The organism is Paenibacillus sp. FSL R5-0766, assembly GCF_037971845.1.
Lineage (GTDB): Bacteria > Bacillota > Bacilli > Paenibacillales > Paenibacillaceae > Paenibacillus.
Genome location: NZ_CP150227.1, coordinates 1,457,164 through 1,482,883 on the forward strand (window position 1 = coordinate 1,457,164; position 25,720 = coordinate 1,482,883).

A 25,720-nucleotide genomic window follows, 5' to 3' on the forward strand; every position below is an offset into this window, starting at 1 on the left:
TGGCTAAGCGAATGAGTGAGACGTTCAGTCTGGGCGTTCTTGACCTTGTTCCAAGGTTGAACGATGCCACAGCGGAGCAGGCGCTTCAACAATCGGTGATACTTGCGCAACATGCCGAGGCTTGGGGATACGCCCGATACTGGACGTCAGAGCATCATGATATGGCTGAACTGGCATCGGCCTCTCCCGAAGTACTGTTATCGCACATCGGAGCAAGGACAACAACGATCCAACTTGGCTCTGGTGCGGTCTTGTTGCCGCATTACAGCCCACTCAAGGTTGCGGAGTCATTCCGCCTGCTGGCTGCGCTCTATCCGGGGCGCATTGAGCTTGGGCTCGGACGTGCTCCTGGCGGTGGACCTCATGCCACGATGGCACTCAGTGGCAATTACTTGCAGCATGTGTCCAAGCTGCCTGAATCGCTCGCAGCACTCACAGAACTGCTCGAAGACCGCTACATGTACGAGGATCATCCCGTGACAGCTCGTCCGATTCCCAAGCTTCCGTTATCACTCTGGATGCTGGGAACTAACGTGAAGAGTGCAGAATTTGCGGCACGGTTTGGCATGGGATATGTATTCGGTCAATTCATGAGTGATGCCGATGGTACAGAGGCTGTAAGGCGATACCGAGAAGGGTTTACTCCTAGTGCAACGATGAAGGAGCCTGAGGTTATGGTGGCAGTCAGCGTATTGTGTGCCGAGTCAGAGACGGATGCGATGGCCTGGAGTCGTGACATGGCGGAGAGACGCGAGCCGAATGGGAAAGAACGTTCAACCGAGCCGAATCCAAGTGGTATCGCGGGCTCTGACACGAATGATGAGGCCGTTAGTGATCAAAATGAATCGGTTCGGCACTATGCAGGTACACCTGAGCAGGTATGGGCTCGATTGCTACAGGTGAGTAGTAGGCTGGATACGGAAAGGTTGCTTCTGGTTACGGCAGGACCAGATTATGAGCGCAGATTGGATTCATATCGATTGCTGGCTGAGCATAAGACAGCAATCCTGAACTAGGCTGATCGCTTTATGATGTTAGCCGTTGAAATCCGAACAAACCGAAGAGCTGCAGATCGGGACTTTACCGTATGCTGCAGCTCTTCGGTTTGGATTTTGTCAAGATTCGACAATCTTTTACAAAATCAAGCATCTTAATGACAAAATAATGTTATAATACTTTACGTCTATTTTCCTATCGATATAATATAGATAAGTTCTTTTGACAAGAGGTCAAAAGAAGGGGAAAACAATGACAAACGCACCTGAATTCGGGATGACCGAAGAGGTCAAGGGGGAAATCATATGTTCAGCAGATTTAAGATCAAGAGTATCGGTCTGCGTATCAGCATCGCGTTCTACTTATTAATCCTCTGTTTAATTGTTTTGAGTGTCACGATTGTCACCCGGATGAATTCAATTGAAACCAATACCAATGAAATTACGAAAAATTGGATGCCATCAATCCAGCAAATTAACCGGTTAAATTATACCACAGAGCATGTCCTGTCACTAAGTTATCGTCACTTTGACGCGGAAGAAACAGACAAGGCATTTTTGTCAGAAGAGCGTACAAAGTATATTCGTGAAACGACGCAGGCAATTAAAATCTATGATCAGCAGGAGAAGTCTGCGGATGAGCTCGAACATTGGACAGCGTTCAAGAACAAATGGGAGGCATATCTCAAGATTAATACGCAAGCGATCAAGTTGAGTGATGAGGGTCAGACACAGCTGGCGAAGGAAGTAGCTGATAAAGGAGCTGATTCCTTTGACACCATGCAAGTCGATCTTGATTATCTCGTGGAATACAATCAGGAACAATCCAATCTTGGGGCAGCCCAAACGATCAGATCGGTACAGGATGGTAGATTAATCATCATTATCGGTGTTCTTGTCATGATTGTCATTACAGCGATCAGCATTCCGATTATTCGTTCACAGGTCGTGAAACCACTGCTACGTGTCATTAGTGCGGTGAAACTGATTGCAGAAGGCCAATTGAATGTTCAGGACATACATACCAAACATGAGGATGAAGTCGGTGTTCTGGCCAAAGCGGTGAATGACATGAAAGGTAACCTGACTTCCATGGTTCTGAGCGTCAGACGAATTGCGGAAGCTGTGAATCTGCAAAGCGGGGAACTGGCAATATCCTCAGAAGAGGTTAAGATTGGTAGTCGCCAGATTGCTGTGACCATGGAAGAGTCAGCCAAGGCCGCAGAGAGCCAGGCAGAGACAGCCGTGGAATCAGCCCGTACGGTTGAAGTGTTGAATGATCACATTCAGAATCATACGGAACAAGGCAGCCAGTTGCGCGTCATGTCGGATCTTGTACTGGAGCAAGGGTTGAATGGTCGCAAGGCGATGGAACAATCAGTGCAGCAGATGCAACAGATTTCCGGTTCGGTCTCTGCTTCCATGAACAAGATGGAACGGTTGAATCGTAAAAATGAAGATATTTCCAAGCTGGTTCAGGTCATTCATGACATTGCACGCCAAACCAATCTGCTGGCATTAAATGCCTCCATTGAGGCAGCGCGTGCGGGAGAGAGTGGACGCGGATTCGCCGTAGTGGCATCAGAAGTGAGGAAGTTATCTGAGGCTGTGCAGACTTCGGTTGAAGAGATCACGGCGATTACCGAGGATATTCAGCAGGAGTCACAAGGGGTGGTTGCGGAATTACGTACGAACGTTCAGGAGACCGAACTGGGTCAGGAACATGTGCTTACTTCAGGTCAACTCTTCCGTACAATTAATGAATCGGTGGAAGGCATGGTTGGTGTCATCAGCACTATGACAGATGGACTGGCAGGCATGCAGGAAGCAAGCGGACGAATGAATGATTTTAGTCAGCAGATTTCCGCTGTTTCGGAACAATCGGCAGCGAGTGTGGAAGAAGTTTCTGCATCGGCGGAAGAGCAGGTAAGTTCCATGGAAACGATTAGCGGCAACATTCAAAGTCTGAAAGAATTATCAGAAGATTTGCTTACATCCATTGAAAAATTAAAAATATAACCTTGTTCTTATAATAGAAGAAGCTGGAATCACGCAGGCGGCTAATGGTGAGAGTCTCAAAATAAAGTAAGGCGTTCCTCAACAATGGGAACACCTTACTTTTTTTCTTTCCAAATAGATACGTGCAAGGAAATGGATAGTTGTCTAGGGGCCTAACATTGTATACAATGACTACCTGAAAGCAAACGTATGAGTCGTATTTGATATGTCTTCAATGAGCTTACTATTTATATAGAAGAAACATGATTAATGAAGGAAGGAGAGGGGAATTTTGCCTGATGAAACGCTTGGTATGTACGCTACTTCTGGGAAACACCTCTACACCTTTGCTTGCCACGAGAACGAGCAAGAATTATGCATGCTGGAGCTGACTACGCTGCTTGAACCGAGTTCGGAGATCCGTATGGATATGGGGTCGTATGTGTGGTCCGAACGATGTATTCCACCTGGACGCAGTCCTTTTATCCATGGCAGACTAGACGTGATCGGCGAAGGGGAGACTGTGATGGATCTGCTTCCTCTTGCCAAAAATATTCACCTGTTGCCAAATGAGACATTCAAGGTAGTTTGTCTAAAAGAAGGGGATCAAGCCCCTGATTATGCACAGTCTCGTCAACTGGAAAAAGAAGTTGGCATGTGCATTAAAGGCAAGGCACAGATGAAACAACCTAAGGTGACTTTCGGCCTAATCCGAACAGGAGAAAAATGGATCTTGGGCCAGTGGACAGAAGCGGATCGATTATGGCAGATTCATCGGCAGAAGCCGCAAAATTACTCAACTGGATTTGGCATCACGCTTGCGAGAGCGCTGGTTAATATTGCTGTCCCGAGAGTAGAAAATCATCGATTGCTTGATCCATGCTGCGGTATGGGAACGGTTGTGATTGAAGCTTTATCCATGGGAATTGACGCAAAAGGTAACGATCTCAATCCGCTAGCTGTCCGAGGTGCACGTATCAATCTGCCGCATTATGGATATGATTCGGATCGAATCACACTGGGAGATATGAATGAACTGCAAGATTTGTATGATGCGGCAATTCTGGACATGCCCTATAATCTCTGCTCTGTACTTCCGGATGCTGAGCAACGAGCCATGCTGGAGAGTTTGCGCAGATTGGCAAAACGGGCAGTGATAGTTTCCACAGAGTGGGTAGAAGAGCACTTGCTGGAAGCAGAATGGACTGTAAAAGAGTACCGAACAGTACATAAAGGCACGTTTATACGTCATATTTGGCTGTGTGTGTAAGCGTGAAAAACAAAAGCTCTACCTCTAGGGAAACTTTCCAGAGGTAGAGCTTTTTACTGTGTACATTTCAATTGAACTAACCGTTTACACGAGAACGTAGAGGACAGAAATAACCTGAAGAAGTGGAGCTAAAAGCTTTCTGTAAGAAAGCTGCATCGGAAGCATACTCTTCGCCTTTATTCACAGATTTTAACCTTTCTAAAAGTGAATTAAAAAAATCTGGGAATAACAGTGATCGGAAGGTTGTTCTGTCATCGAAGTTGCAAGTGTAAGTTTCTTTAGTTCTATTGATATCGTTGATCTGATTTGCACAATATTGCATGGGAACGGGTGTTTGTGTTAATATTTATGACTATAATCCACAAGGTTCACCGGCAGGGTATCGCCAGCAACGTAAGCTTCCAGATTTTTGACGAAAATATCGACTGCTCGATTCGTGTATTGCTCTGTACTTCCTGCGATATGAGGCGTAATTAACACATTATCCATGCCCCATAGCGGGTGGTCTGCAGGAAGTGGTTCTTCTTCGAACACGTCCAGTGCGGCGAAGGCAACTTGGCCGTTTTGGAGCGCATTCAGCAAGGCTTCCGTTTTCACACTGGGGCCACGGCCCACATTGACGAAGCATGCACCAGATCGGAACTGCTCAAATGCAGTTTGATCATATATATGTTTGGTTTCATCGGTTAGCGGTAAAATGTTAATTACATAATCGCCCTGGCTCAAGGCTTCATGCAGCCCGGTCATGTCGTACATTTTGTCCACATTGGGGACATCCTTACCTGAGCGGCGAACTCCGATCGTGTGCATGCCGAGTGCTTTGAGAATACGGGCTGTTTCCGTACCGATCTCACCTACACCAACGATGACCGCTGTTTTGCCATGCAGTTCCGGCAGTGGTTTGGCAGGAGCTTTCCATTCGGCCTGCTGTTGATGCAGCATAGCTTGTCTTAGCCAGCGACTGTGGGACAACATCATGCCCAGAATAATTTCGGTGATTGGAATCGCGTGAACTCCATTTGCACTGGTGACCTGAACGTTCTTTTGTTGCAAATCTGCGAAGGGGAGATTGTCCACACCAGCAGACCAGACCTGAACCCACTTCAACAGGCTGTCCTGTTTCAACGCATGTTCTGTGACGAGTGGGGACCAGCCGAGAATAATCTCAGCTTCTTTCAACTCAGCGGGGTCCAATTCCTTGGCTTTTCCGAATTTCAGGGTGTATCCCGGTGCAGCATTCTGAATGCGTTGTTGCTGTTCTTCTGATAGAGATGGAAAACATACAATTTTACCCATAATGTGTGGTCCTCCTGAGATAAATAGTTTGATGAGTTTGATGATTAAAGTGTATCAGATTTGGTGTTGGATGTGCATTAAGGTGGGAAATGCAGGAATCTAGCCTTATTTGCAAATGGTTATATTTGTGTCACTCTATACTTACCCAACTTGAAACGATATGTATAGTTATGAAATAATAGAGCGAACTTTAGAGAGGTGTATGCAATGAATAACCAATCACATCAGGATCATTCATCCCGACGGGAAAGATTGTTTGTAGCAATTCGTCTTCCTGTTGCTGTTCAGCAGTCTCTTCAGATGGATGCGAGGCTTGTACAGAACAAGCTGGATTTTCGTAAATGGACAGATCATAGAGATTATCATATAACCTTGCAATTTCTGGGGGATACGTTAGTTAGTGACATCGGGCACCTGCGAAAAGCATTGCGCTCAGCAGCAAGCGGATTTCAGCCGTTTGAACTTCAGCTTTCCGACTGGGGCACATTTGGACTTGAAGAAGCACCTAAGGTGCTTTGGAAAGGTGTTAGCGGAGAGAGAGAGCACTTGTTTTCATTGCAAAAACAAATCGTGCAGGCGACTTCGCCCCTTGGGTATGAAGCAGAATTAAGACCGTATGCTCCCCACATTACCATTGCCAGAAAATATCTGGGACAGATTCCAGGTAATGAGAATAAAGGGGTATCTGGCGTGCTTCCGGAACATGCCACAGGTGCTAATTCATGGATGGTGGAGGACATTGTACTTTATGCGACAAGGCTGGGACAATCGCCAATGTATGAGGTCGTGGATACGTTCACTTTTTCCTGATAATCATTTTTATGCCATAAAATCACATTGACATAACGTTTATCCCTATGTAATATTAGCCATCGTTATTCAAATTCTTTTTTTTGGGTTACTTAGTTAAGGGAATTGTTTCGACAGGAGGAATCTTCGAATGAACATTATAAGCAAAAATCGTTGGGTAGCACCGATGTTATCAGTGCTGCTTGTATGTATAGTGGGGGTAAATGTCGTTCAGGCGACGGGGAAGTGGAATGAAGCTAGTGATAGTAAACAGATGACCGAACTTGCGGCTTCTGTGCAAAATAACCAAACATCTACGCAAGAAGAGAGGCGCATGATGGAAGATGGGACAAGTCTGTCCTCTAATCTGTCTGTCCAAACCGTAGCGTGGACTGAATCTCTGCCAGCGAAGAACTGGCTTACGACTGCTCAAGAAGAGCAGGAACTGCAAGAAGCCAAGGCCAAGAACAAAGCTAGAGCGGTAGCTGCGGCCAAAGCCAAAAAAGAAGCTGCACTGAAATTGGCCAAAGTGAAACGTGCCAAAGAAGTCGCTGCTGTAACAACTCCCCCCCAAAAACTATACTTTACACGGACCAAACTTCTGAACCAGGAAGACTCGAAACTCGCAACCTGGTCATACAGTGTGTCCGATAAAGAACTGCATCTGCTGCAAAAAATCGTCATGGCAGAAGCGGAAGGTGAACCGTACGAAGGCAAAGTGGCAGTTGCCAATGTTGTCTTAAACCGGCTGCGGTCAGCCAATTTTCCCGATACCATTTACAAGGTCATCTATCAGAAATCCCAGTTTAGTCCTGTAGCGAACGGACGTATGAAACGTGTGGTTCCCAACGAGGACAGCATCAAAGCAGTGAATGCTGCGTTGAACGGGAAGAAGGAAGTTGCCGATGATACGTATTATTTCTTATCATTGACGCTTGCCGACGATCTGACAGTTGCCCGCTCGCAGAAAAAAGTAAAAACGATCGGTCATCATACTTTTTACAAGTAATCGACCCGTAAATTCTGCAAACAGGCAGGGTAGTTAACTGTGTGTGCATCACACGGCCCTTGAAAAAGCCTGAATCGTAGTTTTATTTCGTTATTTTAAAATATCGTTATACTCTAAATTACCCTTTTTTCTACCAAATCATACGGTGGAATTAGTGAAAAGAAAAGAAGGTTCCCTTCCAAAAATTCGGAAGGGAACCTTCTTTGTATATCGCGAGCAATTGTCTTGTCCCCCATAACACCTCGTGAGAGCTGTTCTATAGGACCCTAGAGGCGTCAGAATGGTATTCTGGTACCTGACAAGGACGTGGCAGCAATTCCGGCTGTGAAGCGCTCCACGGAGGTTTTTGTGACTTCGGCTGTAGTCGGGAACAATAAGTTATGAACAGCTTGAGCACAGCACTTCGGATCATAGGCCGACTGGTTACCTGAAATATGTGCTACGTTCAGCGGGCTTTCAGTTTGAGTAGATGCCTGCTCAACTAGTTGTCTGAAACGATTGGTGATCACGTCGGCAGAATGAATGACCTGGCCGTATCCGGCTTGTACAAAGTATTCACAGTTCTCTTCCTCTTGACCTGCAATCGGAGGAATAAACAACATCGGTAGACCCTTGGCCAGCGCTTCAGTGCATGTCATGCCACCTGGCTTCGTAATCAGCACATCGGATACATCCATCAGTTTGCTTACTTCCCGTGTATATCCCAGAATACGAATATTCGGATGCTGGAAGCAAGGCATTTCCTTCATTTTTGCGATCATTTTTTCATTGCTTCCTAGACAGAAGACCAATTGAACACGATCTGCCCAGGACGTGAGAGCTTTCATATGGTCCTCATCAAACGAAAGTCCCCATCCACCACCCATTAGCAGCGCCGTAGGCATGTTCTGAAGCCCCATCTCTTCCCGTAGCTTCACCTTATCTCCTGCTTCCCAGAAGTCTGGATGCACAGGGATTCCCGTGATCTGAATATGGGAGGGATCGACACCCCGAATCTCAAGCAATGCTTTGACCTGAGGGGTAGAGACCAGATATTTGTTCACTTCCGGATTAATCCATGTTCCGTGCACGTCATAATCCGTCACGACCGTATAGAGCGGGATATTCAGACCCTGGCGTTTGAGCCGGGAGATGACCGCATTCGGAAAAGGATGGGTACAGATGACCGCATCGGGTTTCAGTTGGGATACGACCTGTGCCGTTTGTGTATAGAAAATTCGGTGCAACGCCAGCTTGGTAAAACCATTTAATGATTTATTGTACTGTGTGCGGTACAACAGGCTGACCAGTTTGGGTTGAACCGATAGTGTCTTTCGATATGCAGAGAAAATTAGTGGAGCTACCGTTGGGTTCAAAAATTTGCCTAGTTCAATGACACGACTGTGAACATGTGGACTGACTTTTTTGATGCCATGTGCCAGCGCATGAGCGGCCTGAGTGTGACCGGTACCGAAACCTTCCGATAATAAGAGCACTCTTGGTTTTCGCATGAGTTCACCTTTATTCATAAGTTTTAATTCAAAATGAAGATATACATTGTTTATTCTAGCTAGGGAATGCGTTACTACATGAATATACATTGAAGCGTAAAATCATGTTTCTTCTATGAATATTTACACCATATATCTTACAATGAGACAACCTAAACTTCATTATATATACGTATTAATTGAGTCATCTTACACTATAGACGACGACAGAAGGAGTTTCCACTGCATTTAGGTTAAAAAATATTAACACAATTTTTAAAATGTTAGGGTTGCAATCTGTTTTCGAAGGTGGTATTGTAGTTTTTGACCGAATGACCGAATTGTATTTTTGGTCATTTATGTAGAGCGATTGAACCATGAATGTGATTAAAGGAGGGATACGATGGCTCCGATTGACAGGAGACAGCAGGTTATTCATGCAGCAGCCCAGTCGTTTGCCATGTTTGGATACAAAGCAACGACGATGGATCAGGTCGCCAAGATTGCGAACGTTGGCAAAGGAACGATCTATACGTTTTTCACCAATAAGGAACAATTGTTTGATCAGATCCTGGTAGAAGTGATTCAGGAAATGAAGAACATCGCGCATCGTGAAGTACATCAGGAAAGTGCATTTTTTGATAATCTGTTTCGGGTACTGGATGCCTTGTTAGAGTTTCGTCGTGATCACGACCTGCTCGTTAAGTTATCTCAGGAGCTTAAGGACTTTGGAACGCTGCAGGCCAAGGAAGGTTTGGACAAGGTGGAGAAAGTAATCTCCGACTTTCTGGCTAAGGAGCTTGAGAAAGCAAAAGACAATGGAGAGATTCGAGATTGTGATCCGCAAGTCGTCGCATTTATGATGATTCGCCTGTACATTGCACTCACCTCAGACTGGAGCAAACAACATCAACCGCTGAGCAAAGAGGAAATCAAGACTTATTTTCGCCTTTTCTTAATGGAAGGAATTGCTGCTATAACGTAATCCGAATTTAATCTACTATAATATATGGATTTTCACGCGTATCAAGCAGGGAGGCTTGTCGGAAGACAAGTTGTTTTTTTGTCCTAAAGTGACCGTTTGAGGAAAATGGTCAGTTCGTGTTTCAGTATATTTTCTGGAATGAAGCATTGTATTTCATTATGGTTATTCCTGCTCATGGAGCAGAGAGATTAAGGGGAGAAAATGACATGAAATCTTTATCCGTGTTTTTCAAGGATGTGGGATCGGCCGTGAGAAACCCGAAGGTGTTGATCCCTGTTATTGCAATTATGTTTATACCGATCCTGTATAGTGGCATCTATCTGGCAGCCTATTGGGACCCGTATGGTCATGTGGATGAGATGCCGGTTGCCGTTGTCAATCTGGACAAAGGTGCTGAGCTGGAGGGAAAATCCCTCCATGTAGGTAGTGATCTGGTGGATGAGCTGAAGAAAAATGCCGATTTCAAATGGGATTTTGTCAGTGCGAGTCAAGCCAAAGAAGGCATGAGTAATGACAAATATTATATGCAAATTACGATTCCGGAGAACTTCTCATCCCAGGCAACAACATTGCTCGATGACAAGCCGGAGCCGGCTGATCTGATCTATGAACCGAATGGCAATTACAGCTTTGTCGGTGCGCAGATCGGTAAGACTGCTATTAAGGACCTGAAAGCAAAAGTTTCCGCCAAAGTAACGGAGTCCTATGCAGAGACTTTGCTCGACAAGTTCTCCGAAGTATCGGATGGCTTGGCTGAGGCTGGCGATGGGGCGGGTGAACTGAATACCGGCGCAGGCAAACTGGATGATGGTGCGGTTAAGCTCAAGGATAATCTGGCGAAGCTTGCATCCGGAACGCTTGAACTTCAGGAAGGACTTTCTCCATTAAGTGATGGTGTTAACGCGCTGCACACAGGGGCAACCAAGCTTGAAAGTGGAACATCGAATCTTGTATCCGGTCTGCAACAGCTTCAGGCAGCTGCTTCGAGCCAGCTTCAGAGCGGAGCAGATCAGTTGAAGGATGGCAGCGCCAAGTTGGAAACCGGACTTCAGTCTTCACTGGATGGCACAAGTAAGTTGCAGGCTGGCCTGAAATCGTCAGAACAGGGCAGTGCGAAGCTGTCGGATGGTCTGCAAAGTGCCGTTCAGGGCAGCGGTACACTGGCAACAGGCCTGCAATCGGCTGTTGATGGCAGTTCCAAGGTTGCTGATGGTGCACAGGGTGTAGCCGTCGGATTGAAGCAGCTTGCTGCATCAAACCCGGAACTGGCCGAAAATGCGGATGTCCAGAAACTGCTTGCGGCAAGTGAAGCTGTTGCTGATGGCAGTGCACAACTGCATGAGAGTGAGCAGAAGCTGGCGCAGGGTGCAGATCAGCTGCATCAGGGTAACCAGCAACTGGCTGCGGGTGCAGCCGAGCTTCATGGAGGTCAGGAGCAACTTCTGGCTGGTGCGAACCAGTTAGTGGATGGTCAGCAACAATTGCTGGCTGGTGCCGGGCAGCTTAGTCAAGGAGGAGCACAGCTCTCCGATGGCCTGAAGCAGTTCAGCGGCAAGTTGGGTGATGCTGCAAGTGGCGGTACATTGCTTGCAGATGGTGCCAAGCAGCTGGGCTCAGGGACAACAGCTTTGCAAACGGGTGTAGGTAAACTAAGTGGTGGCGTTAATTCACTAACCGATGGTTCGAAGCAACTGGGTGATGGCGCGGGCAAACTGGCTGACGGTCTTACCGAGCTAAAAGATGGCTCAAGTGAACTGGCAACCAAGCTGAATGACGCCGCACAGAAAACATCCGAAGTTAAAAAAACGGATGATGTAGTGAACATGTTCGCTGAACCTGTAAACTCCTCGGAGAACACAGCAGAGAACGTGAGCAATTATGGTACAGGATTGACACCGTTCTTCCTGTCGATCGGTCTGTTTGTGGGTTCGTTGATTTCCACGATTGTATTGAAAATGCGGGAAACGTCCGTACCTGGTGCAACAGGCTGGAATCGTTTTGTCAGCCGGACACTGGTATTTGGGTCCGTGAGCATTTTCCAATCGGTTATTGTGGCAAGTTTCATGTTATATGGTCTTGGACTGGAGACACACAGCGTAGGGCTGTTCTATCTGTTTACCATTATTACGGGGCTGACCTTCATGTTGATCGTTCAGGCACTTGTAACCTGGCTGGATCTGCCTGGACGTTATGTTGTCATTCTGCTGCTGGTCTTCCAGCTTGCGGCTAGTGCAGGAACCTTCCCGGTAGAACTGATTCCATCGTGGCTTCAGGTGTTTAGTCCTTGGTTACCAATGACGCACAGCATTATGGGCTTCAAAGCCGTGGTATCGAGTGGTAATCTGGATGTGATGTGGCATCAGGCAGGTATTCTTAGCATCTATGCAGGGGTATCCATTCTGCTGACGCTTGCTTACTTCCTCTGGAATGGCAGACGTCCAAAAAAAGAAGTCGAACAGGCTGATTCTGGTCAAGTTGTGACGGCATAAGTCGAACCTGATCTTCAGCAGGGTCATATTTTTGAAAAAAACTTTATTTTCTTGTAGTGAAATTATGCAATATAGTAGTCAAATAGTGCAAATAGCCTGTGGCCCCAAAAAGGGGTTGCAGGCTATTTTGTATACAAATGCATAGAGAAGTGAAGTTTCGCTGGCTTAAGCAGTGAAAATTTGGTGGAATTATAGATAAACGTAGGCTGCACATGGAACGATTTTCTTCTGTCAGCAATTTAATTCAGTTGTACTCTGGCATAAAAAGTGTATAATTATTCGAAAAAGAGATGAATTTAAACGTCACTACTGTAAAGCTGTACTGCAAAACATTTCTTATCAGAGGTATTAAAAAGTTTAAATTGCGCTGATGTTAGGTCGGTGTTAAAATAATAGAACTATATCAAAAAAACGTCGCTCCATTTCAGTAGCCGTGCCAGCGGCTGCGTGTTGATTTATACAGGCTGTTTGCCGGATCGTCCGGATCAGCTCATCTCATTACAATGGCTTCTGCCCAATAGCAGGCATTATTTTTGACAGTCTCATGCTGTCACCTCTTCTATCTAGCAGGCTCTATCGCAAGCGAAAGGCCAGCTCCTCCCGTTTCATTGTTGCCTGTTGCCTATGTTCTTGATCTTTCCGAAATACTTCATTATAGAAAGGTTGCGTTCCATGAGACACATCGGATTACCTCCAAAACAGGGTCTGTATGACCCGCAGTTCGAAAAAGACGCATGCGGAATGGGTTTTGTTGCCAACATCAAAGGAGTACCTTCACACGATATCGTTAGTCAGGCACTGACCATGCTTAGTAACATGGAGCACCGTGGAGGACAGGGAAGTGAGCCGAATTCCGGTGACGGAGCAGGTATCCTGATTCAGATTCCACATCGCTATTTTGCACAGGAAGCAGAACGTCTTGGTTTTGCATTGCCTGAACAGGGCTTCTATGGTGTAGGGATGTTGTTCCTTTCCCAAGACCCTGCCATTCGTAGTGCGCATGAAGAGAGCCTTAAGAAGATTATTGAAGAAGAAGGACAGACGTTCCTGGGTTTCCGGGATGTTCCTACTTTTGATGAAATGCTTGGCCGTTCTGCACTTGCAGCGAAACCTTATGTACGTCAGGTGTTCATTGGAAGATCCGCAGATGTGAAGGATGAGCTTGGATTCGAGCGTAAGCTGTATGTTATTCGCAGACGTGCTGAGCTGGCTATTCGTTATTCGGCAGATGAAGCAGAAGGTGGTTCATTCTACCTTCCAAGCTTGTCTTGTCGCAAAATTGTATATAAAGGCATGCTGACAACGGAACAGGTAGGAGAGTTCTATCTGGATCTGCAGCAAGACCTTGTTGAATCGGCTATTGCACTCGTGCATTCCCGTTTCAGTACGAACACCTTCCCAAGCTGGGAACGTGCCCACCCGTATCGCTTCATGATCCACAACGGTGAGATCAACACGATGCGTGGTAACGTGAACTGGATGCATGCTAGACAGTCCTTGTTCGAGAGTGAGTTGTTCGGTAACGACATCGCGAAAGTAAAACCGGTCATCAATCCCGACGGTTCGGATACAGCCATGTTTGATAATACGCTGGAGTTCCTGTATCTGAGCGGCCGTTCTCTGCCACACGTGGCCATGATGATGGTTCCTGAACCATGGAGCACAGATGAGGGCATGGACCCTGCCAAAAAAGCATTTTATGAATATCACAGCACAATGATGGAGCCTTGGGATGGACCAGCAGCAATGGCCTTCACAGATGGTTTGCAAATTGGTGCAACACTTGACCGTAACGGTTTGCGTCCAGCTCGTTATTATGTAACCAAAGATGACCGTATTATCCTGTCCTCCGAAGTTGGGGTACTTGATATCGCGCCGGAAGAGATCCTGTACAAAGATCGTCTGCGTCCAGGTCGGATGTTGCTTGTGGATACACAAGAAGGCCGCATCATCGCGGATGAGGAAGTAAAAGCAATCATTGCAGCCGAGAATCCGTATCAGGATTGGCTTGATGAGCATTTGATGGATCTGAGCGAGTTGCCGGAAGCACCGGAACTTCCTGATCCAAAACATGATAACGTGACCCAGCTTCAGCTGGCATATGGTTATACATTTGAAGAACTTCGTAAAATCCTGGAGCCGATGGCAACAACAGGTATGGAAGCTACGGGTTCGATGGGTTATGATGCACCACTGGCTGTGCTGTCGGATCGTCCGCAGCGTCTGTACAACTACTTTAAACAGATGTTCGCCCAGGTAACCAACCCGCCAATCGATGCAATCCGTGAAGAGATTGTAACATCTACGGCAACAACCATTGGTCCTGAGCGCAACTTGCTGAACCCTGAACCGGAGAGTTGTCGCCAGATCCGTCTGGATACACCGGTATTGTCTAATGAAGACTTTGCGAAGATTCGCCATGTGCGTCGCCCAGGCTTCCGCTCCATGACGATTCCAATCTTCTTCACCGCTGCGGAAGGAGCAGAAGGGCTTCGCAAAGCGATGGATTTGCTCTTCGAAGCTGCGGATCGTGTCATTGACAAGGGTCATAACATTCTGATCCTGTCTGACCGCGGTGTGGACGCAGAGAATGCTGCCATTCCTGCATTGCTTGCTGTAGCAGGTCTGCATCACCATCTGATTCGCCAGGGAACCCGAACAAAAGTCAGCATTATGCTCGAATCGGCAGAACCGCGTGATATTCACCACTACGCGTTGCTGCTGGGTTACGGTGTAAGTGCGGTGAACCCTTATCTGGCTTTTGAAACGCTGGATGACATGATTCAGCAAGGGTTGCTGCGTGGCATCTCGCATGAGAAAGCAGTGAAAAACTACATTAAAGCAGCTACCAAAGGCGTTACTAAAGTGTTGTCCAAAATGGGGATTTCTACGATTCAATCATATCGTGGAGCTCAAATATTCGAAGCGGTAGGTCTGAAATCAGACTTCGTTGACCGTTACTTTACCTGGACACCTTCCCGTATCGGCGGAATTGGGTTGGAAGAAGTGGCAGCCGAAGCGCTGACACATCATAACCGTGCCTTTACGGAAAAAGACGGTAACGATAAAGTATTGGATTCCGGTGGGGATTATCAATGGCGTAACGACGGAGAAGAGCATCTGTTCAATCCGCAAACCATTCATACCCTGCAACATGCAGTACGCACTGGGGATTACAAGCTGTATAAAAAATATTCCAAACTTGTACAAGGTGAGAATGATCAATTGTTGACCATTCGCTCCATGCTGAAGCTGAAACCGGTGGGAGCTTCCATTCCACTCGAAGAAGTTGAATCCGTAGAAGATATCATGCGTCGTTTCAAAACAGGTGCAATGTCCTTCGGTTCGATCAGTAAAGAGGCGCATGAAGATCTTGCCATCGCTATGAACCGTGTTGGAGGTAAATCCAATACCGGTGAAGGTGGAGAAGACCCGGCTCGCTTCATTAAAGATAGCAACGGGGATTCCCGTCGCAGTGCGATTAAACAGGTAGCATCCGGACGTTTTGGTGTTACATCCAACTACTTGGTTAATGCCGACGAGATTCAGATTAAAATGGCTCAGGGAGCTAAACCAGGTGAAGGCGGACAGCTGCCAGGACGTAAAGTGTATCCTTGGGTTGCTGAAGTTCGTGGATCTACACCGGGTGTAGGTCTGATCTCGCCACCACCGCATCACGATATCTACTCAATCGAAGATCTGGCAGAGTTGATCTATGACTTGAAAAATGCCAATCCGCGTGCTGAGATTAACGTGAAGCTGGTATCGGAAGTGGGCGTGGGTACCATCGCAGCTGGTGTAGCCAAAGGCCGTGCCGATATTATCCTTGTCAGCGGTTATGACGGAGGTACAGGTGCATCACCGCAAGGTTCGATTCGCCACGCAGGTATGCCTTGGGAACTAGGTCTTGCAGAGACACATCAAACGTTGATGTTGAACAATCTGCGTGACCGTGTTGTCCTCGAAACAGATGGCAAAATGCTTAACGGCCGTGACCTGGCGATTGCTGCCTTGCTAGGAGCAGAAGAGTATGGATTCTCTACGGCACCGCTCGTTGCACTTGGCTGTATCATGATGCGTGTCTGTCAGATGGATACCTGTCCGGTTGGTGTAGCGACACAGAATCCGGAATTGCGTAAAAATTATATGGGTGATCCAGCTCATGTGGTTAACTTCATGCGATTTGTTGCTGAAGATGTGCGTGAGATCATGGCTGATCTTGGTTTCCGTACTATACAGGAGATGGTCGGACGTACAGATTGCCTCGAAACGGTAGAAGCCGTAGATCACTGGAAGAAAAAAGGTGTGGATCTGTCTGTATTGCTGCACGTGCCTGAAATGCCGGAAGGCTCTGCACGTTACCGCACACAGCATCAGAATCACCAATTGGAAGAAACGCTGGATATGCAACAATTGCTGCCACTGGCACAGTCTGCTATTGAATCCGGTCAACCGGTTGAAGCGGTGCTTCCAATTACAAACGTTAACCGTGCAGTAGGTACCATTTTGGGTAGTGAGATCACACGCAAATATGGTCTCGCAGGATTGCCTGAAGATACGGTTAAATTCAAATTTGTCGGTTCTGCCGGACAAAGCTTTGGGGCCTTTGTACCTAAAGGTATGACCTTGACCGTTGAAGGGGATTCCAATGACTACGTAGGTAAAGGATTGTCCGGAGGTAAACTGATCGTGATGCCTTCTCCGAAAGCAACATTCGAGGCGGAAGATAACATCATTATCGGTAACACAGCCCTCTACGGAGCAACAAGCGGTGAAGCGTACATCCGTGGTATTGCGGGTGAGCGGTTTGCTGTACGTAACTCGGGCGCCAAAGTCGTCGTTGAAGGTGTAGGCGACCATGGTTGTGAGTATATGACAGGTGGACGTGTCGTTGTACTGGGCGATACAGGTCGTAACTTTGCAGCAGGGATGTCCGGAGGTATTGCCTATGTGTATGATCCGGAAGGCACATTCCTGAAACGTTGTAATCTGGAAATGGTTCTTTTGGAGCGTATCGAAGATGTGGCCGAAAGTGCAGATCTGCGAGGCATGATTCAACGTCATGTTGCCAATACAGGAAGTGCTGTTGGTCAGCGCGTTCTGGATAACTGGCAAGATGCGCTGAATCAGTTCGTTCGGGTTATTCCGAAGGACTTCAAGCGGATGACAGAACAGATCGAACGGATTCAGGCAACAGGTCTGACTGGAGAAGCGGCGCTGCTTGCAGCGTTTGAAGCGAATATGCGTGAACTTGCACGTGCTGGAGGTTAATAACTTCCTTGTTCCAAGGTGTAAGTGCATGAACAGGTTGTATTAAGAATAATAGGAGCAATATGGTTGCCATTCCGGCACCATATTGCTCCTATTTTGCTTTCGACAAAATTAGAACCCCATCAAAAAACGTTATCGCCATGAGACGACAACATTGAGGAACTTTCTCAAGTATAATAAGGCTAGTTTTGGAGGGCAGGGAAAGTATAAAGATAAGAGAGGTTAGCGGAATGAATATGAAGCATCCAAACAGGGACGATCGTAGGCCGACAGGTAAACAAGTCGAAGCAACCCAGATGGACATCATGAAGGTTTTACTGCAATGCGGAATCGACCCGGAGCGTTGGAACCATTTCGTATCCTCCGTCAACAACAAGCGTCCTTGACACAATAGACAAGCATGGAATGGAAGGGAATTAAAACACAAAAAAAGCCCAGAAGCCAGAGAGGTTATCTCTCGGGAACTGGGTCCTCTTTTCGGGTTTAGTCCATGCTGCGTTCCATTCGGACAAATGCAATAAAACGACGTGCCTCTTCTTCTGTTAAGGACTTCCCATCAATCATCAGATCGAAGCGTTCCAACACTTCCTTATCCGATAACTCCAAGGTATCAACGAATTCGCGTACGTCCTCATCCATCACGACATCGCTTTGCTTTGTACGTCCTATAAGATAATCAATAGACACCTCAAAGATGTCAGCAAGTCTCGTTAACACTTCGAAATCCGGTTTGCGACGGTTCTTCTCGTAGTGGGAGAGAGCAGCTCTGGTAATATGAATGGAGCTCGCAAGTTCTTCTTGAGTAAGTCCCCGCTGTTCCCGTAATTCAGCAATGCGATTTCCGTAGCTCATAAGCTATTTCCCCCTGAACGACATCAAATATATATTGAAACAATCCTGAGCCAAGTGTTTGATCAGGGCAGCTTTCCTGCAAAAGAGTAACTCCTCATGTGTTTCCTTTAACCCATTCCCATTTGTAAATAGGTCTGTCTAAGGACATCTCAAATTGTCGTAAATCAAAAGAACCATGTCCAAATACCGCTTGACATGATACGTATTGTATCGTAAATTGGACGTATGGAGTTACAAAATGTATCATTTGGAATAATTTAAGTATCTCCTTGTTGCCTGGACCATATACCTGTGAGAAGGAAGTGGAGGCAGTCCATGTAGGCTAATCCATTCTAAAGGAATGAAACCATGTATTCAATAATTCAGGAATGGGCTGATATGAAATTAAATGTCCATATGTACATTCAGGAGTTTCATGGGAAAATGGTAGACCGCAAAAGACGCCCTGTTCTGTTACTTGGAATGGACACTCAAGCAATCACCTTCCTGAGCGACCTGAACTTGCCGGTATCATCAGAAATGCTCATTGGTTTGGATGTTGAAGATCAACATGTATGTGTACGACTTCACGCAAGGTTGCAATGGAAACAGCCCTTCGGTGAGCTCACAATGTATCATTCGAACTTGCATATTCAGCACGAACAGAAACTATATATAACTGGACAGTTAAACACAATGCTTACTGAAGTTCAGTTTCCCGCGGTTTCCCGTTTTCAGTATGAAAAGGCAACAGAACAAAAGGCTCTGCAGGAACCCTATCATTACATTGATTTCACCATATAATTCCAAGTCGATTCTTAACATTTTCTGAACAAAACATGTACTTAACGCCATTTTACTATATTTCATAGCGTTATGCATTAGTTCTTTAACACCAAAAGCATTTGCGCAATGAATAAAGGGGCGAGGGGGCTCATACTATTTCAGGAAGTTTGGATATGGTTGAAATGCACTGCCACATATTATCCGGCCTAGATGATGGTCCTGTTCGAATGGAGCAGTCCGTTGCAATGGCTGAGAAGGCGGCAGCCTCAGGAATTACCTCCATTATTGCTACTCCGCATCACCTGAACGGGCAATACAACAATGAACCGATGGTGGTCAATCAGGCCGTGAACCTGCTTCACGCAGAACTTCGCAATCGCAACATTCGCCTGGAGATCCGTCCCGGACAGGAGATCAGGGTGCATGACAACCTGATTGGAGACTTATATGCAGGAAAGTGCTGCACACTCGCCGGAAGTCGTTACATGTTGTTGGAACTTCCCTTTGGTCATATTCCCTCACAGTTCCCCAGGATACTGCATGAATTACGAATAGCGGGAATTACCCCTATTATTGCTCATCCGGAACGCAATCGTGTCATTTTGAAGAAGCCAAAGTTGTTGGCTGATTACTTGAGTCAAGGCGGACTATGTCAGCTCACAGCTCAATCTTTCACTGGGCTTTTCGGACGGAAAGTTCGGCAGTGGTGTTTTCATTTTTGCAAAGAAAACGGGTTTCATTTCATTTCATCAGATGCACATGATACGTGCACAAGGACATTTGCCATAAGTGAAGGAGAGCGGGTCATCGAGCGTCGATTTGGAGCTGAAGCCGTTAAGAGGCTGGCAGAGAATGCGTCGCACATTCTATCGAATTCGTGTCTGGTTACAGAACGCTGGAAACCTCGCAAATGGCTACTGTCCATCTGGTAGTTACATAGGATAGATCACAACGTATAGGAGGAATGAAAGTGGAACTGAAAGGATATTTTCGACTCTTACAAAAGAAACTGTGGTTGATTGTTGCAATTGCTTTGATAGCCGGTGTGGGTGCAGGGGTCAAAAGCATTTTCTTCACCCAGCCCATCTATGAGGCAAGTTCCAAATTGATCGTGAACCAGACCTCTAACGTTCAAGGCCAAGCGATGATGGACTTCAGCATGATTCAAACCAATATCAAACTCATTAACTCTTACAGAGAAATTATTAAATCTTCCGCCATTATGGATAAAGTCGCTACCACGTATCCAGACCTGGGCTTAACCTCTGCTCAGCTCATGAATAGCACCTCCGTCTCTACAGCCAGCGAATCCCAAGTGATGAGCATAACTGTACAAGGGACTACCTACGAAAAAGCCGCAAAAACGGTCAATGCCATCTCCAACGTGTTCCAATCTCAAATCCCCCTGATCATGAAAATCGATAATGTGGCTATCCTCAGTGAAGCAAAAGTGGATAGTAACGCATCTCCAATCAATATGAAAACCACATTAAGCATCATTGTCAGTCTGTTCGCAGGTCTTGTGCTCGCGATTGCACTCGTATTCCTGATGGATTATCTGGATGACACATTCAAATCCGAAACTGAACTTGAAAAAGAGCTGGGCCTGCCTGTGCTTACAGTGATATCCAAAATGAAAAAAGATGATCTGAAAAATACGAAAAATTACGTATCTCAACAGAAAGTGGGGGATGGCAAATATGTCGCGGCTAACCAATGAAAATAACAGTCTGGTGACCTATTTCAACTCCAAATCTCAAATCTCGGAGGGATACCGTAAATTACGGACGAACATCCAGTTCTCCTCAATCGACAGTCATATCAAAAAAATCATGGTAGCTTCCGCTGAATCCGGCGAAGGCAAGACCACAACCATTAGCAACCTGGCGGTAACCTATGCCCAGGAAGGCAAAAAAGTTCTGCTGATCGATGCGGATCTGCGTAATCCTTCCTTGCATCAGGTGTTTTCCGTACCGAATCATATCGGTCTTAGTAGTGTGCTGTCTAATCAGTACAGTGTGGAAGAAGTGCTTAGAGAGAGCTACATCGACAATCTCCAATTATTCACTTCTGGCCCAATTCCACCGAACCCTTCCGAGATGATCGGTTCCAACCGGATGAAAAGGCTGATTGAGAAGTTAGAGGATCAATATGATGTCATCATGTTTGATACACCTCCGGTGCTTGCGGTAACGGATGCACTCATTGTGAGTTCGCTGTGTGATGGTGTGTTGCTGGTCGTGAACTCGGGCAAGGTCAAGAAGGAACTGGTGAAGAAGACCAAGGCTGCTCTGGAACATGTGAATGCACGGATCTTGGGCGCAATTCTGAACAATATCAAAAACGTTGCGGTTCCGGTGGGCTACGGAGAGAAGTAAACCTTCCATCCAATGTTCCCAAGTAAACAGGTAATGTCTACTGCACCTTTATCACTGTAGGCACTCGGTCATGCTGTGGGTTCAATGAACCTTAGACGTTAATCGTCGAAGGTATGACGTGAGGACGGGTTAGATGCCCTGGTTCAACTTTTATCAAACTAAAAAAAAAGAGGATAGGGTGGTATTTATGAAAAAAGTGAGAAAAGCAATCATTCCTGCAGCTGGACTAGGTACACGATTTTTGCCAGCCACAAAAGCGATGCCCAAAGAAATGCTCCCTATTGTGGACAAACCAACTATACAGTATATCGTTGAGGAAGCCATTGCCTCTGGAATCGAAGACATCATCATCGTAACCGGTAAAGGGAAGCGGGCAATTGAAGATCATTTCGACAACGCTTTTGAATTGGAACATAACTTGCTGGAAAAAGGGAAGCTGGGCCTGCTTGAAGAGGTTCGCAAATCCTCTAACGTGGATATCCACTACATAAGACAAAAAGAGGCCAAAGGACTTGGTCATGCTGTCTGGTGTGCACGTAACTTTATCGGTGACGAACCTTTTGCCGTGTTGCTCGGAGATGACATCGTCGTATCGGAAGTTCCATGCACCAAACAATTGATTGATCAATATGATCAGGTTCAACATTCCATTGTTGGCGTACAAACCGTACTTGCTGAACAAACAGACAGATACGGCATTGTAGACCCGCTTCAATCGGATGGCCGTTTGACAGAGGTTCTCAGGTTCGTAGAGAAACCTGCCCAAGGCACAGCGCCTTCCAACCTGGCGATTATGGGGAGATACGTACTGAGTCCAGAGATTTTCGAACATCTGGAGCAACAAGAGATTGGTCAAGGGGGAGAGATTCAATTAACAGATGCGATTCAGCGTTTAAATGAGACACAAGGAGTGTATGCTTACGATTTCGAGGGAGTACGTTATGACGTGGGTGAGAAACTGGGATTCATTTTGACAACCATCGACTTCGCTCTGCAAAAACAGGAACTTAGAATTCCAATGCTGCAAGCTCTGCAACAGATTCTGGAAAAAGAGTCGGTAGAACATGTAGCCGGGGGGGAGTTTGAATGAGTCCATCTCCCCAAACGAAGGAAGCGGAGATTGTTATGGACCCAAGTCTGGGGTACAATGCATCAACGATGTCAGGACAAAATGCGGATAAAGTGTATCTATTTATGAAAAGAATGCTCGATTTGCTGGGTTCTTTCATAGGTTTGATCATTTTGTGCCCCTTGTTTGCGGTCATCGGAGTACTGATCAAAATCGAGGCCCCACAGGGGTCTGTTTTTTTTCGTCAGGTACGGGTAGGACAGAATGGAAAAGAGTTCCACATGTACAAATTCAGGTCCATGGTTGCGAATGCAGAAGATCTGCTGGAACAACTGATTGATCAGAATGAAGTGAACGGGAATATGTTCAAAATGAAAAATGATCCCCGCATTACCCGGATTGGCAAGTTCATTCGGAAAACCAGTCTGGATGAGTTGCCACAGTTGTGGAACGTGTTCAGAGGAGAGATGAGTCTCGTTGGACCCAGACCGGCTCTGCCCAGAGAAGTGAAGAACTACACTTCCTATGACAGACAACGTCTTCAGATGATTCCGGGATGTACGGGATTATGGCAAGTCAGCGGTCGAAATAGTGTTGGTTTTGAGGAAATGGTGGAGCTGGATCTGACGTATGCCCGTGAGCGCAGCATGATGGTGGATATCAAAATTATCTTCAGAACGTTCAAGGTGCTGGTAGGTTCGAAGGATGCGTTTTGAAACACGATTCTGGCTTTAAGGTGGCATAGCAGATATGCAAAAGACCGGTATACTTGCTGCATTAAATATGAAGTCGTTTAATATCATTCTTTTTTCGCTGGTAATTGTCTTCGCAGCAATCTATCTTCCACTAGTCTCGGTTGTTGCACTCATAGCTGTGATTCTGCTGGGCGTTTATATTAAACAGCCCAGCTGGATTTTTATGATTCTCATCGTCAGTTTTTCATTGTCCATTGATAAGATATTTAGCATTCATCTGGCAGGACTGGATTCGCTGTCCTTCTACAAGCTGGCAATTCTGGGTTTTGTCGTCTCTCTTTTTTTACGCTTTGGTATTCGCAAAGAGTTGATCTATCCTGCACTGGCGATTGGTTTTTTATTTGTGGAGAGTTATTTTCTATCGGATCTGCCCAATAAGGTTAGTCCGCTCGATCCATTCAAGGCCTTTCTGGGAGTCATTGTTCCTTTTTTGTTGCTGATGCCTCATTTTTCAAGAGAGATCAGTCAACGAATTATACGTGTACTCGCATGGTTGCCGCTGTTCAGTCTTGCTGGTGGTTATATTCTGCAACTCGCCGGCATATTGTCCATTACTAACCTGGAGATGTCGGGAGTAACCCGGTTACAGGGTGCCAACATCGCTGCGCATCTGGCCATGTTGTGTTTTATCTCCATCTGCGTCTGTCTGATTCAGATCAAGCAAGGCCATCAGGTTGTTCTGTATTACATGCTTACCTTGACACATCTGGTCATTCTGGTCCAGACGGGAACAAGGGGGCCGCTTATTGCGCTTATTCCGATTATTTTGGTCTATCTTTTTGATCAACTGAAAGCCTTCATCAAAGGCAGAGTCAGTGCCATTATTCCTCTCATTCTGTTTGTTGTCGCTGTGGCCTATATGGTGATTGCGCAGTGGGACAATTATGAGATGAGGTCAGAGAGCAAAGGGTTGTCGGGAAGGGATGTAGCCTGGAATTATTTTATTGGCAAAGCAAATGAGTATCCGATATTTGGACGTGGGCTCGGCTCAACTCTCGTAGCGAATGATGGAAGTATTTTTTCTGGATTCGTTGTTCCGCATAATGAATACATTCGTTTTTATTACGATGGCGGTTTAGTTGGAGCCATCCTGTTGTTTCTATCGCTGCTGCTGGTGTTTCGGGCTGTGTACTTCCGATTGGGCGGCATGATCCGGTTGTATTTTGCCGGTATGATTATCGGTTTTCTGACCTATTCCTTTTTTGACAATACCCTGTCCACGGTTCATCTGATTGCTCCATTCTGTATCTTCCTGAACGCGTTATATGCTACGGGAAATGGAGTTCATTCCAAGTTAGGGGCTGAAGCAGAAGTGGATATACAGATACAGCGAGCCAAGGACGTATCCTTTTCAAAGGAGATTAGAACATGAAGGTCTGTTTGATCAGTTCTACAGGCGGTCATTTTGATGAATTAACCAAAATTATTCCTGCGGTTGAAGAACATGATTATTTCCTGATTACCGAGAAGAATAAAAGCAGAAAAGTAGAATCGTCTCAGGGCAAAGTATACTTCTTAATGCAGCAAGAGCGGAAAAATGCGATGTTCTTGCTAATCTTTGTGGCTAATATTATCAAGTCGTTCTTTCTATATCTGCGTGAGCGTCCAAAGGTGATCATTACAACAGGGGCAGGAGCTACCTATCCTTTTTGCCTCATCGGTAAAATCTTTGGTGCCAAACTGATTTATATCGAAAGTTATGCCAAAATCTATTCCTCCAGCGCAACCGGGAGATTGATGTACAAAATCTCGGATGAGTTCTTCATTCAATGGGAAACGTTGCAGGATAGCTATCCCAATGCAAAATACAGGGGGGCTTTATTTTGATATTTGCTATCGTTGGAACCCAGCGTTTTCCCTTCAATCGGATGTTTGAGCTTATTGATGAGGCGATTGAGGCAGGAATTATTGAAGAAGAGGTTATTGCCCAATCCGGATATACCGAGGTTCAGCCCCGAAATTTTACTGTGATTCCTTTCCTTACCCAGGAAGAGATGAATGAATATGTGGAGCGCAGCAGATGCATTATTTCTCATGCGGGTGTGGGTTCCATTACAAATTGTCTTGAACGTGGCAAGCCGGTTATTGTCATTCCACGCCGGAAAGAATGGGGCGAGCATGTGGATGACCATCAGCTTGAAATCTCCAAGGTTTTTCAGGATAACGGCTATGTGGCCGTCGCGGAGAGTCGGGCTGAATTACAAAAGTTGATTCCTTGCATAGAGGATCTGACGTTCCAGCCTTATGTGAGAAAACAGTCTGATCTGATCTCATCCATTAAAAATTACGTGAACAGTCTGTAAGAGGTATGAAGATTAACCATGAAAAAA

General features: G+C 46.0%; 21 protein-coding genes. 18 read left to right on the plus strand and 3 right to left on the minus strand.

Annotated elements, in window-relative coordinates:
- Positions 1–11 precede the first annotated feature (11 nt).
- The 3 genes from MKY66_RS06445 (at position 12) to MKY66_RS06455 (ending at position 4,263) form a co-directional block, all read left to right on the plus strand.
- Complete coding sequence (locus MKY66_RS06445) at positions 12–1,016, plus strand: MsnO8 family LLM class oxidoreductase (protein WP_076209871.1); 1,005 nt, start codon at positions 12–14, stop codon at positions 1,014–1,016.
- Between the two features lie 285 nt (positions 1,017–1,301).
- Entirely contained in the window at positions 1,302–3,014 is a 1,713-nt protein-coding gene (locus MKY66_RS06450) for a methyl-accepting chemotaxis protein (RefSeq protein WP_076209598.1), read from the plus strand.
- A 271-nt stretch (positions 3,015–3,285) separates the two neighbouring features.
- Positions 3,286–4,263, plus strand: a complete 978-nt coding sequence (locus tag MKY66_RS06455; protein WP_256704147.1) for an RsmD family RNA methyltransferase — start codon at positions 3,286–3,288, stop codon at positions 4,261–4,263.
- A 339-nt stretch (positions 4,264–4,602) separates the two neighbouring features.
- On the opposite strand, the gene MKY66_RS06460 is transcribed toward MKY66_RS06455, so the two are convergent.
- Positions 4,603–5,559, minus strand: coding sequence for a D-2-hydroxyacid dehydrogenase (locus tag MKY66_RS06460; protein WP_076209599.1), 957 nt, complete (start codon positions 5,557–5,559; stop codon positions 4,603–4,605).
- Positions 5,560–5,766: 207 nt separating this feature from the next.
- On the opposite strand from MKY66_RS06460, the gene thpR reads away from it, so the two are divergent.
- On the plus strand, positions 5,767–6,369 hold the full coding sequence (thpR, locus tag MKY66_RS06465) for an RNA 2',3'-cyclic phosphodiesterase (RefSeq protein ID WP_076209600.1): 603 nt from the start codon (positions 5,767–5,769) through the stop codon (positions 6,367–6,369).
- A gap of 130 nt (positions 6,370–6,499) precedes the next feature.
- Positions 6,500–7,357: a cell wall hydrolase gene (locus MKY66_RS06470; protein WP_076209601.1), complete on the plus strand. Its 858-nt coding sequence runs from the start codon at positions 6,500–6,502 to the stop codon at positions 7,355–7,357.
- A 275-nt stretch (positions 7,358–7,632) separates the two neighbouring features.
- On the opposite strand, the gene MKY66_RS06475 is transcribed toward MKY66_RS06470, so the two are convergent.
- Positions 7,633–8,847: a glycosyltransferase gene (locus tag MKY66_RS06475; protein WP_076209602.1), complete on the minus strand. Its 1,215-nt coding sequence runs from the start codon at positions 8,845–8,847 to the stop codon at positions 7,633–7,635.
- Positions 8,848–9,229: 382 nt separating this feature from the next.
- On the opposite strand from MKY66_RS06475, the gene MKY66_RS06480 reads away from it, so the two are divergent.
- From MKY66_RS06480 to MKY66_RS06495, 4 genes are all read left to right on the plus strand, one after another.
- Positions 9,230–9,811 carry a TetR/AcrR family transcriptional regulator gene (locus tag MKY66_RS06480; RefSeq protein WP_076209603.1) on the plus strand — a complete coding sequence of 194 codons (582 nt, stop codon included), beginning with the start codon at positions 9,230–9,232 and terminating at the stop codon, positions 9,809–9,811.
- Positions 9,812–10,017: 206 nt separating this feature from the next.
- A complete protein-coding gene (locus MKY66_RS06485; RefSeq protein WP_076209873.1) occupies positions 10,018–12,300 on the plus strand; it encodes a YhgE/Pip domain-containing protein in 2,283 nt (760 codons plus the stop codon).
- 672 nt (positions 12,301–12,972) lie between these two features.
- Positions 12,973–17,571, plus strand: coding sequence for a glutamate synthase large subunit (gltB, locus tag MKY66_RS06490; protein ID WP_076209604.1), 4,599 nt, complete (start codon positions 12,973–12,975; stop codon positions 17,569–17,571).
- A 230-nt stretch (positions 17,572–17,801) separates the two neighbouring features.
- Positions 17,802–17,957, plus strand: a complete 156-nt coding sequence (locus tag MKY66_RS06495) for a hypothetical protein (RefSeq protein WP_017690128.1) — start codon at positions 17,802–17,804, stop codon at positions 17,955–17,957.
- A gap of 97 nt (positions 17,958–18,054) precedes the next feature.
- On the opposite strand, the gene MKY66_RS06500 is transcribed toward MKY66_RS06495, so the two are convergent.
- Positions 18,055–18,423: a helix-turn-helix transcriptional regulator gene (locus MKY66_RS06500; protein WP_017690127.1), complete on the minus strand. Its 369-nt coding sequence runs from the start codon at positions 18,421–18,423 to the stop codon at positions 18,055–18,057.
- Between the two features lie 378 nt (positions 18,424–18,801).
- Here MKY66_RS06500 and MKY66_RS06505 point away from each other — a divergent pair, with 378 nt between their 5' ends.
- The 9 genes from MKY66_RS06505 to pssE all read left to right on the plus strand — a co-directional run bounded on the left by MKY66_RS06505 (position 18,802) and on the right by pssE (position 25,693).
- Positions 18,802–19,206 carry a hypothetical protein gene (locus MKY66_RS06505; protein ID WP_127551237.1) on the plus strand — a complete coding sequence of 135 codons (405 nt, stop codon included), beginning with the start codon at positions 18,802–18,804 and terminating at the stop codon, positions 19,204–19,206.
- Between the two features lie 155 nt (positions 19,207–19,361).
- On the plus strand, positions 19,362–20,120 hold the full coding sequence (locus MKY66_RS06510) for a CpsB/CapC family capsule biosynthesis tyrosine phosphatase (RefSeq protein WP_076209605.1): 759 nt from the start codon (positions 19,362–19,364) through the stop codon (positions 20,118–20,120).
- Between the two features lie 32 nt (positions 20,121–20,152).
- Positions 20,153–20,908: a Wzz/FepE/Etk N-terminal domain-containing protein gene (locus MKY66_RS06515; RefSeq protein WP_235193748.1), complete on the plus strand. Its 756-nt coding sequence runs from the start codon at positions 20,153–20,155 to the stop codon at positions 20,906–20,908.
- Positions 20,889–21,566: a CpsD/CapB family tyrosine-protein kinase gene (locus tag MKY66_RS06520; RefSeq protein ID WP_076209606.1), complete on the plus strand. Its 678-nt coding sequence runs from the start codon at positions 20,889–20,891 to the stop codon at positions 21,564–21,566. Before MKY66_RS06515 ends, MKY66_RS06520 begins: the two co-directional genes overlap by 20 nt.
- A 187-nt stretch (positions 21,567–21,753) precedes the next feature.
- Complete coding sequence (gene galU, locus MKY66_RS06525; RefSeq protein ID WP_036611572.1) at positions 21,754–22,656, plus strand: UTP--glucose-1-phosphate uridylyltransferase GalU; 903 nt, start codon at positions 21,754–21,756, stop codon at positions 22,654–22,656.
- Between the two features lie 35 nt (positions 22,657–22,691).
- Positions 22,692–23,351 (plus strand): sugar transferase, encoded by a 660-nt coding sequence (locus MKY66_RS06530; RefSeq protein WP_076209874.1) that lies wholly within the window; start codon positions 22,692–22,694, stop codon positions 23,349–23,351.
- Between the two features lie 34 nt (positions 23,352–23,385).
- Positions 23,386–24,762, plus strand: coding sequence for an O-antigen ligase family protein (locus MKY66_RS06535; protein WP_076209607.1), 1,377 nt, complete (start codon positions 23,386–23,388; stop codon positions 24,760–24,762).
- The gene (gene pssD, locus MKY66_RS06540) at positions 24,759–25,217 is read left to right on the plus strand and encodes a PssD/Cps14F family polysaccharide biosynthesis glycosyltransferase (protein WP_036668906.1); all 459 of its coding nucleotides are present in this window, start codon (positions 24,759–24,761) and stop codon (positions 25,215–25,217) included. Before MKY66_RS06535 ends, pssD begins: the two co-directional genes overlap by 4 nt.
- Positions 25,214–25,693: a PssE/Cps14G family polysaccharide biosynthesis glycosyltransferase gene (gene pssE / locus MKY66_RS06545; RefSeq protein WP_076209608.1), complete on the plus strand. Its 480-nt coding sequence runs from the start codon at positions 25,214–25,216 to the stop codon at positions 25,691–25,693. Before pssD ends, pssE begins: the two co-directional genes overlap by 4 nt.
- The last annotated feature ends 27 nt before the right edge of the window (positions 25,694–25,720 follow it).

Coding starts and splice junctions, on each gene's coding strand:
- thpR (WP_076209600.1), top strand. CDS start 5,767: ATGAATAACCAATCACATCAGGATCATTCATCCCGACGGGAAAGATTG.
- MKY66_RS06535 (WP_076209607.1), top strand. CDS start 23,386: ATGCAAAAGACCGGTATACTTGCTGCATTAAATATGAAGTCGTTTAAT.
- MKY66_RS06475 (WP_076209602.1), bottom strand. CDS start 8,847: ATGCGAAAACCAAGAGTGCTCTTATTATCGGAAGGTTTCGGTACCGGT.
- MKY66_RS06460 (WP_076209599.1), bottom strand. CDS start 5,559: ATGGGTAAAATTGTATGTTTTCCATCTCTATCAGAAGAACAGCAACAA.
- MKY66_RS06500 (WP_017690127.1), bottom strand. CDS start 18,423: ATGAGCTACGGAAATCGCATTGCTGAATTACGGGAACAGCGGGGACTT.
- MKY66_RS06445 (WP_076209871.1), top strand. CDS start 12: ATGAGTGAGACGTTCAGTCTGGGCGTTCTTGACCTTGTTCCAAGGTTG.
- MKY66_RS06520 (WP_076209606.1), top strand. CDS start 20,889: ATGTCGCGGCTAACCAATGAAAATAACAGTCTGGTGACCTATTTCAAC.
- pssD (WP_036668906.1), top strand. CDS start 24,759: ATGAAGGTCTGTTTGATCAGTTCTACAGGCGGTCATTTTGATGAATTA.
- MKY66_RS06450 (WP_076209598.1), top strand. CDS start 1,302: ATGTTCAGCAGATTTAAGATCAAGAGTATCGGTCTGCGTATCAGCATC.
- MKY66_RS06480 (WP_076209603.1), top strand. CDS start 9,230: ATGGCTCCGATTGACAGGAGACAGCAGGTTATTCATGCAGCAGCCCAG.
- MKY66_RS06485 (WP_076209873.1), top strand. CDS start 10,018: ATGAAATCTTTATCCGTGTTTTTCAAGGATGTGGGATCGGCCGTGAGA.
- gltB (WP_076209604.1), top strand. CDS start 12,973: ATGAGACACATCGGATTACCTCCAAAACAGGGTCTGTATGACCCGCAG.
- MKY66_RS06510 (WP_076209605.1), top strand. CDS start 19,362: ATGGTTGAAATGCACTGCCACATATTATCCGGCCTAGATGATGGTCCT.
- MKY66_RS06515 (WP_235193748.1), top strand. CDS start 20,153: ATGAAAGTGGAACTGAAAGGATATTTTCGACTCTTACAAAAGAAACTG.
- galU (WP_036611572.1), top strand. CDS start 21,754: ATGAAAAAAGTGAGAAAAGCAATCATTCCTGCAGCTGGACTAGGTACA.
- MKY66_RS06495 (WP_017690128.1), top strand. CDS start 17,802: ATGAATATGAAGCATCCAAACAGGGACGATCGTAGGCCGACAGGTAAA.
- MKY66_RS06505 (WP_127551237.1), top strand. CDS start 18,802: ATGAAATTAAATGTCCATATGTACATTCAGGAGTTTCATGGGAAAATG.
- MKY66_RS06470 (WP_076209601.1), top strand. CDS start 6,500: ATGAACATTATAAGCAAAAATCGTTGGGTAGCACCGATGTTATCAGTG.
- MKY66_RS06530 (WP_076209874.1), top strand. CDS start 22,692: ATGGACCCAAGTCTGGGGTACAATGCATCAACGATGTCAGGACAAAAT.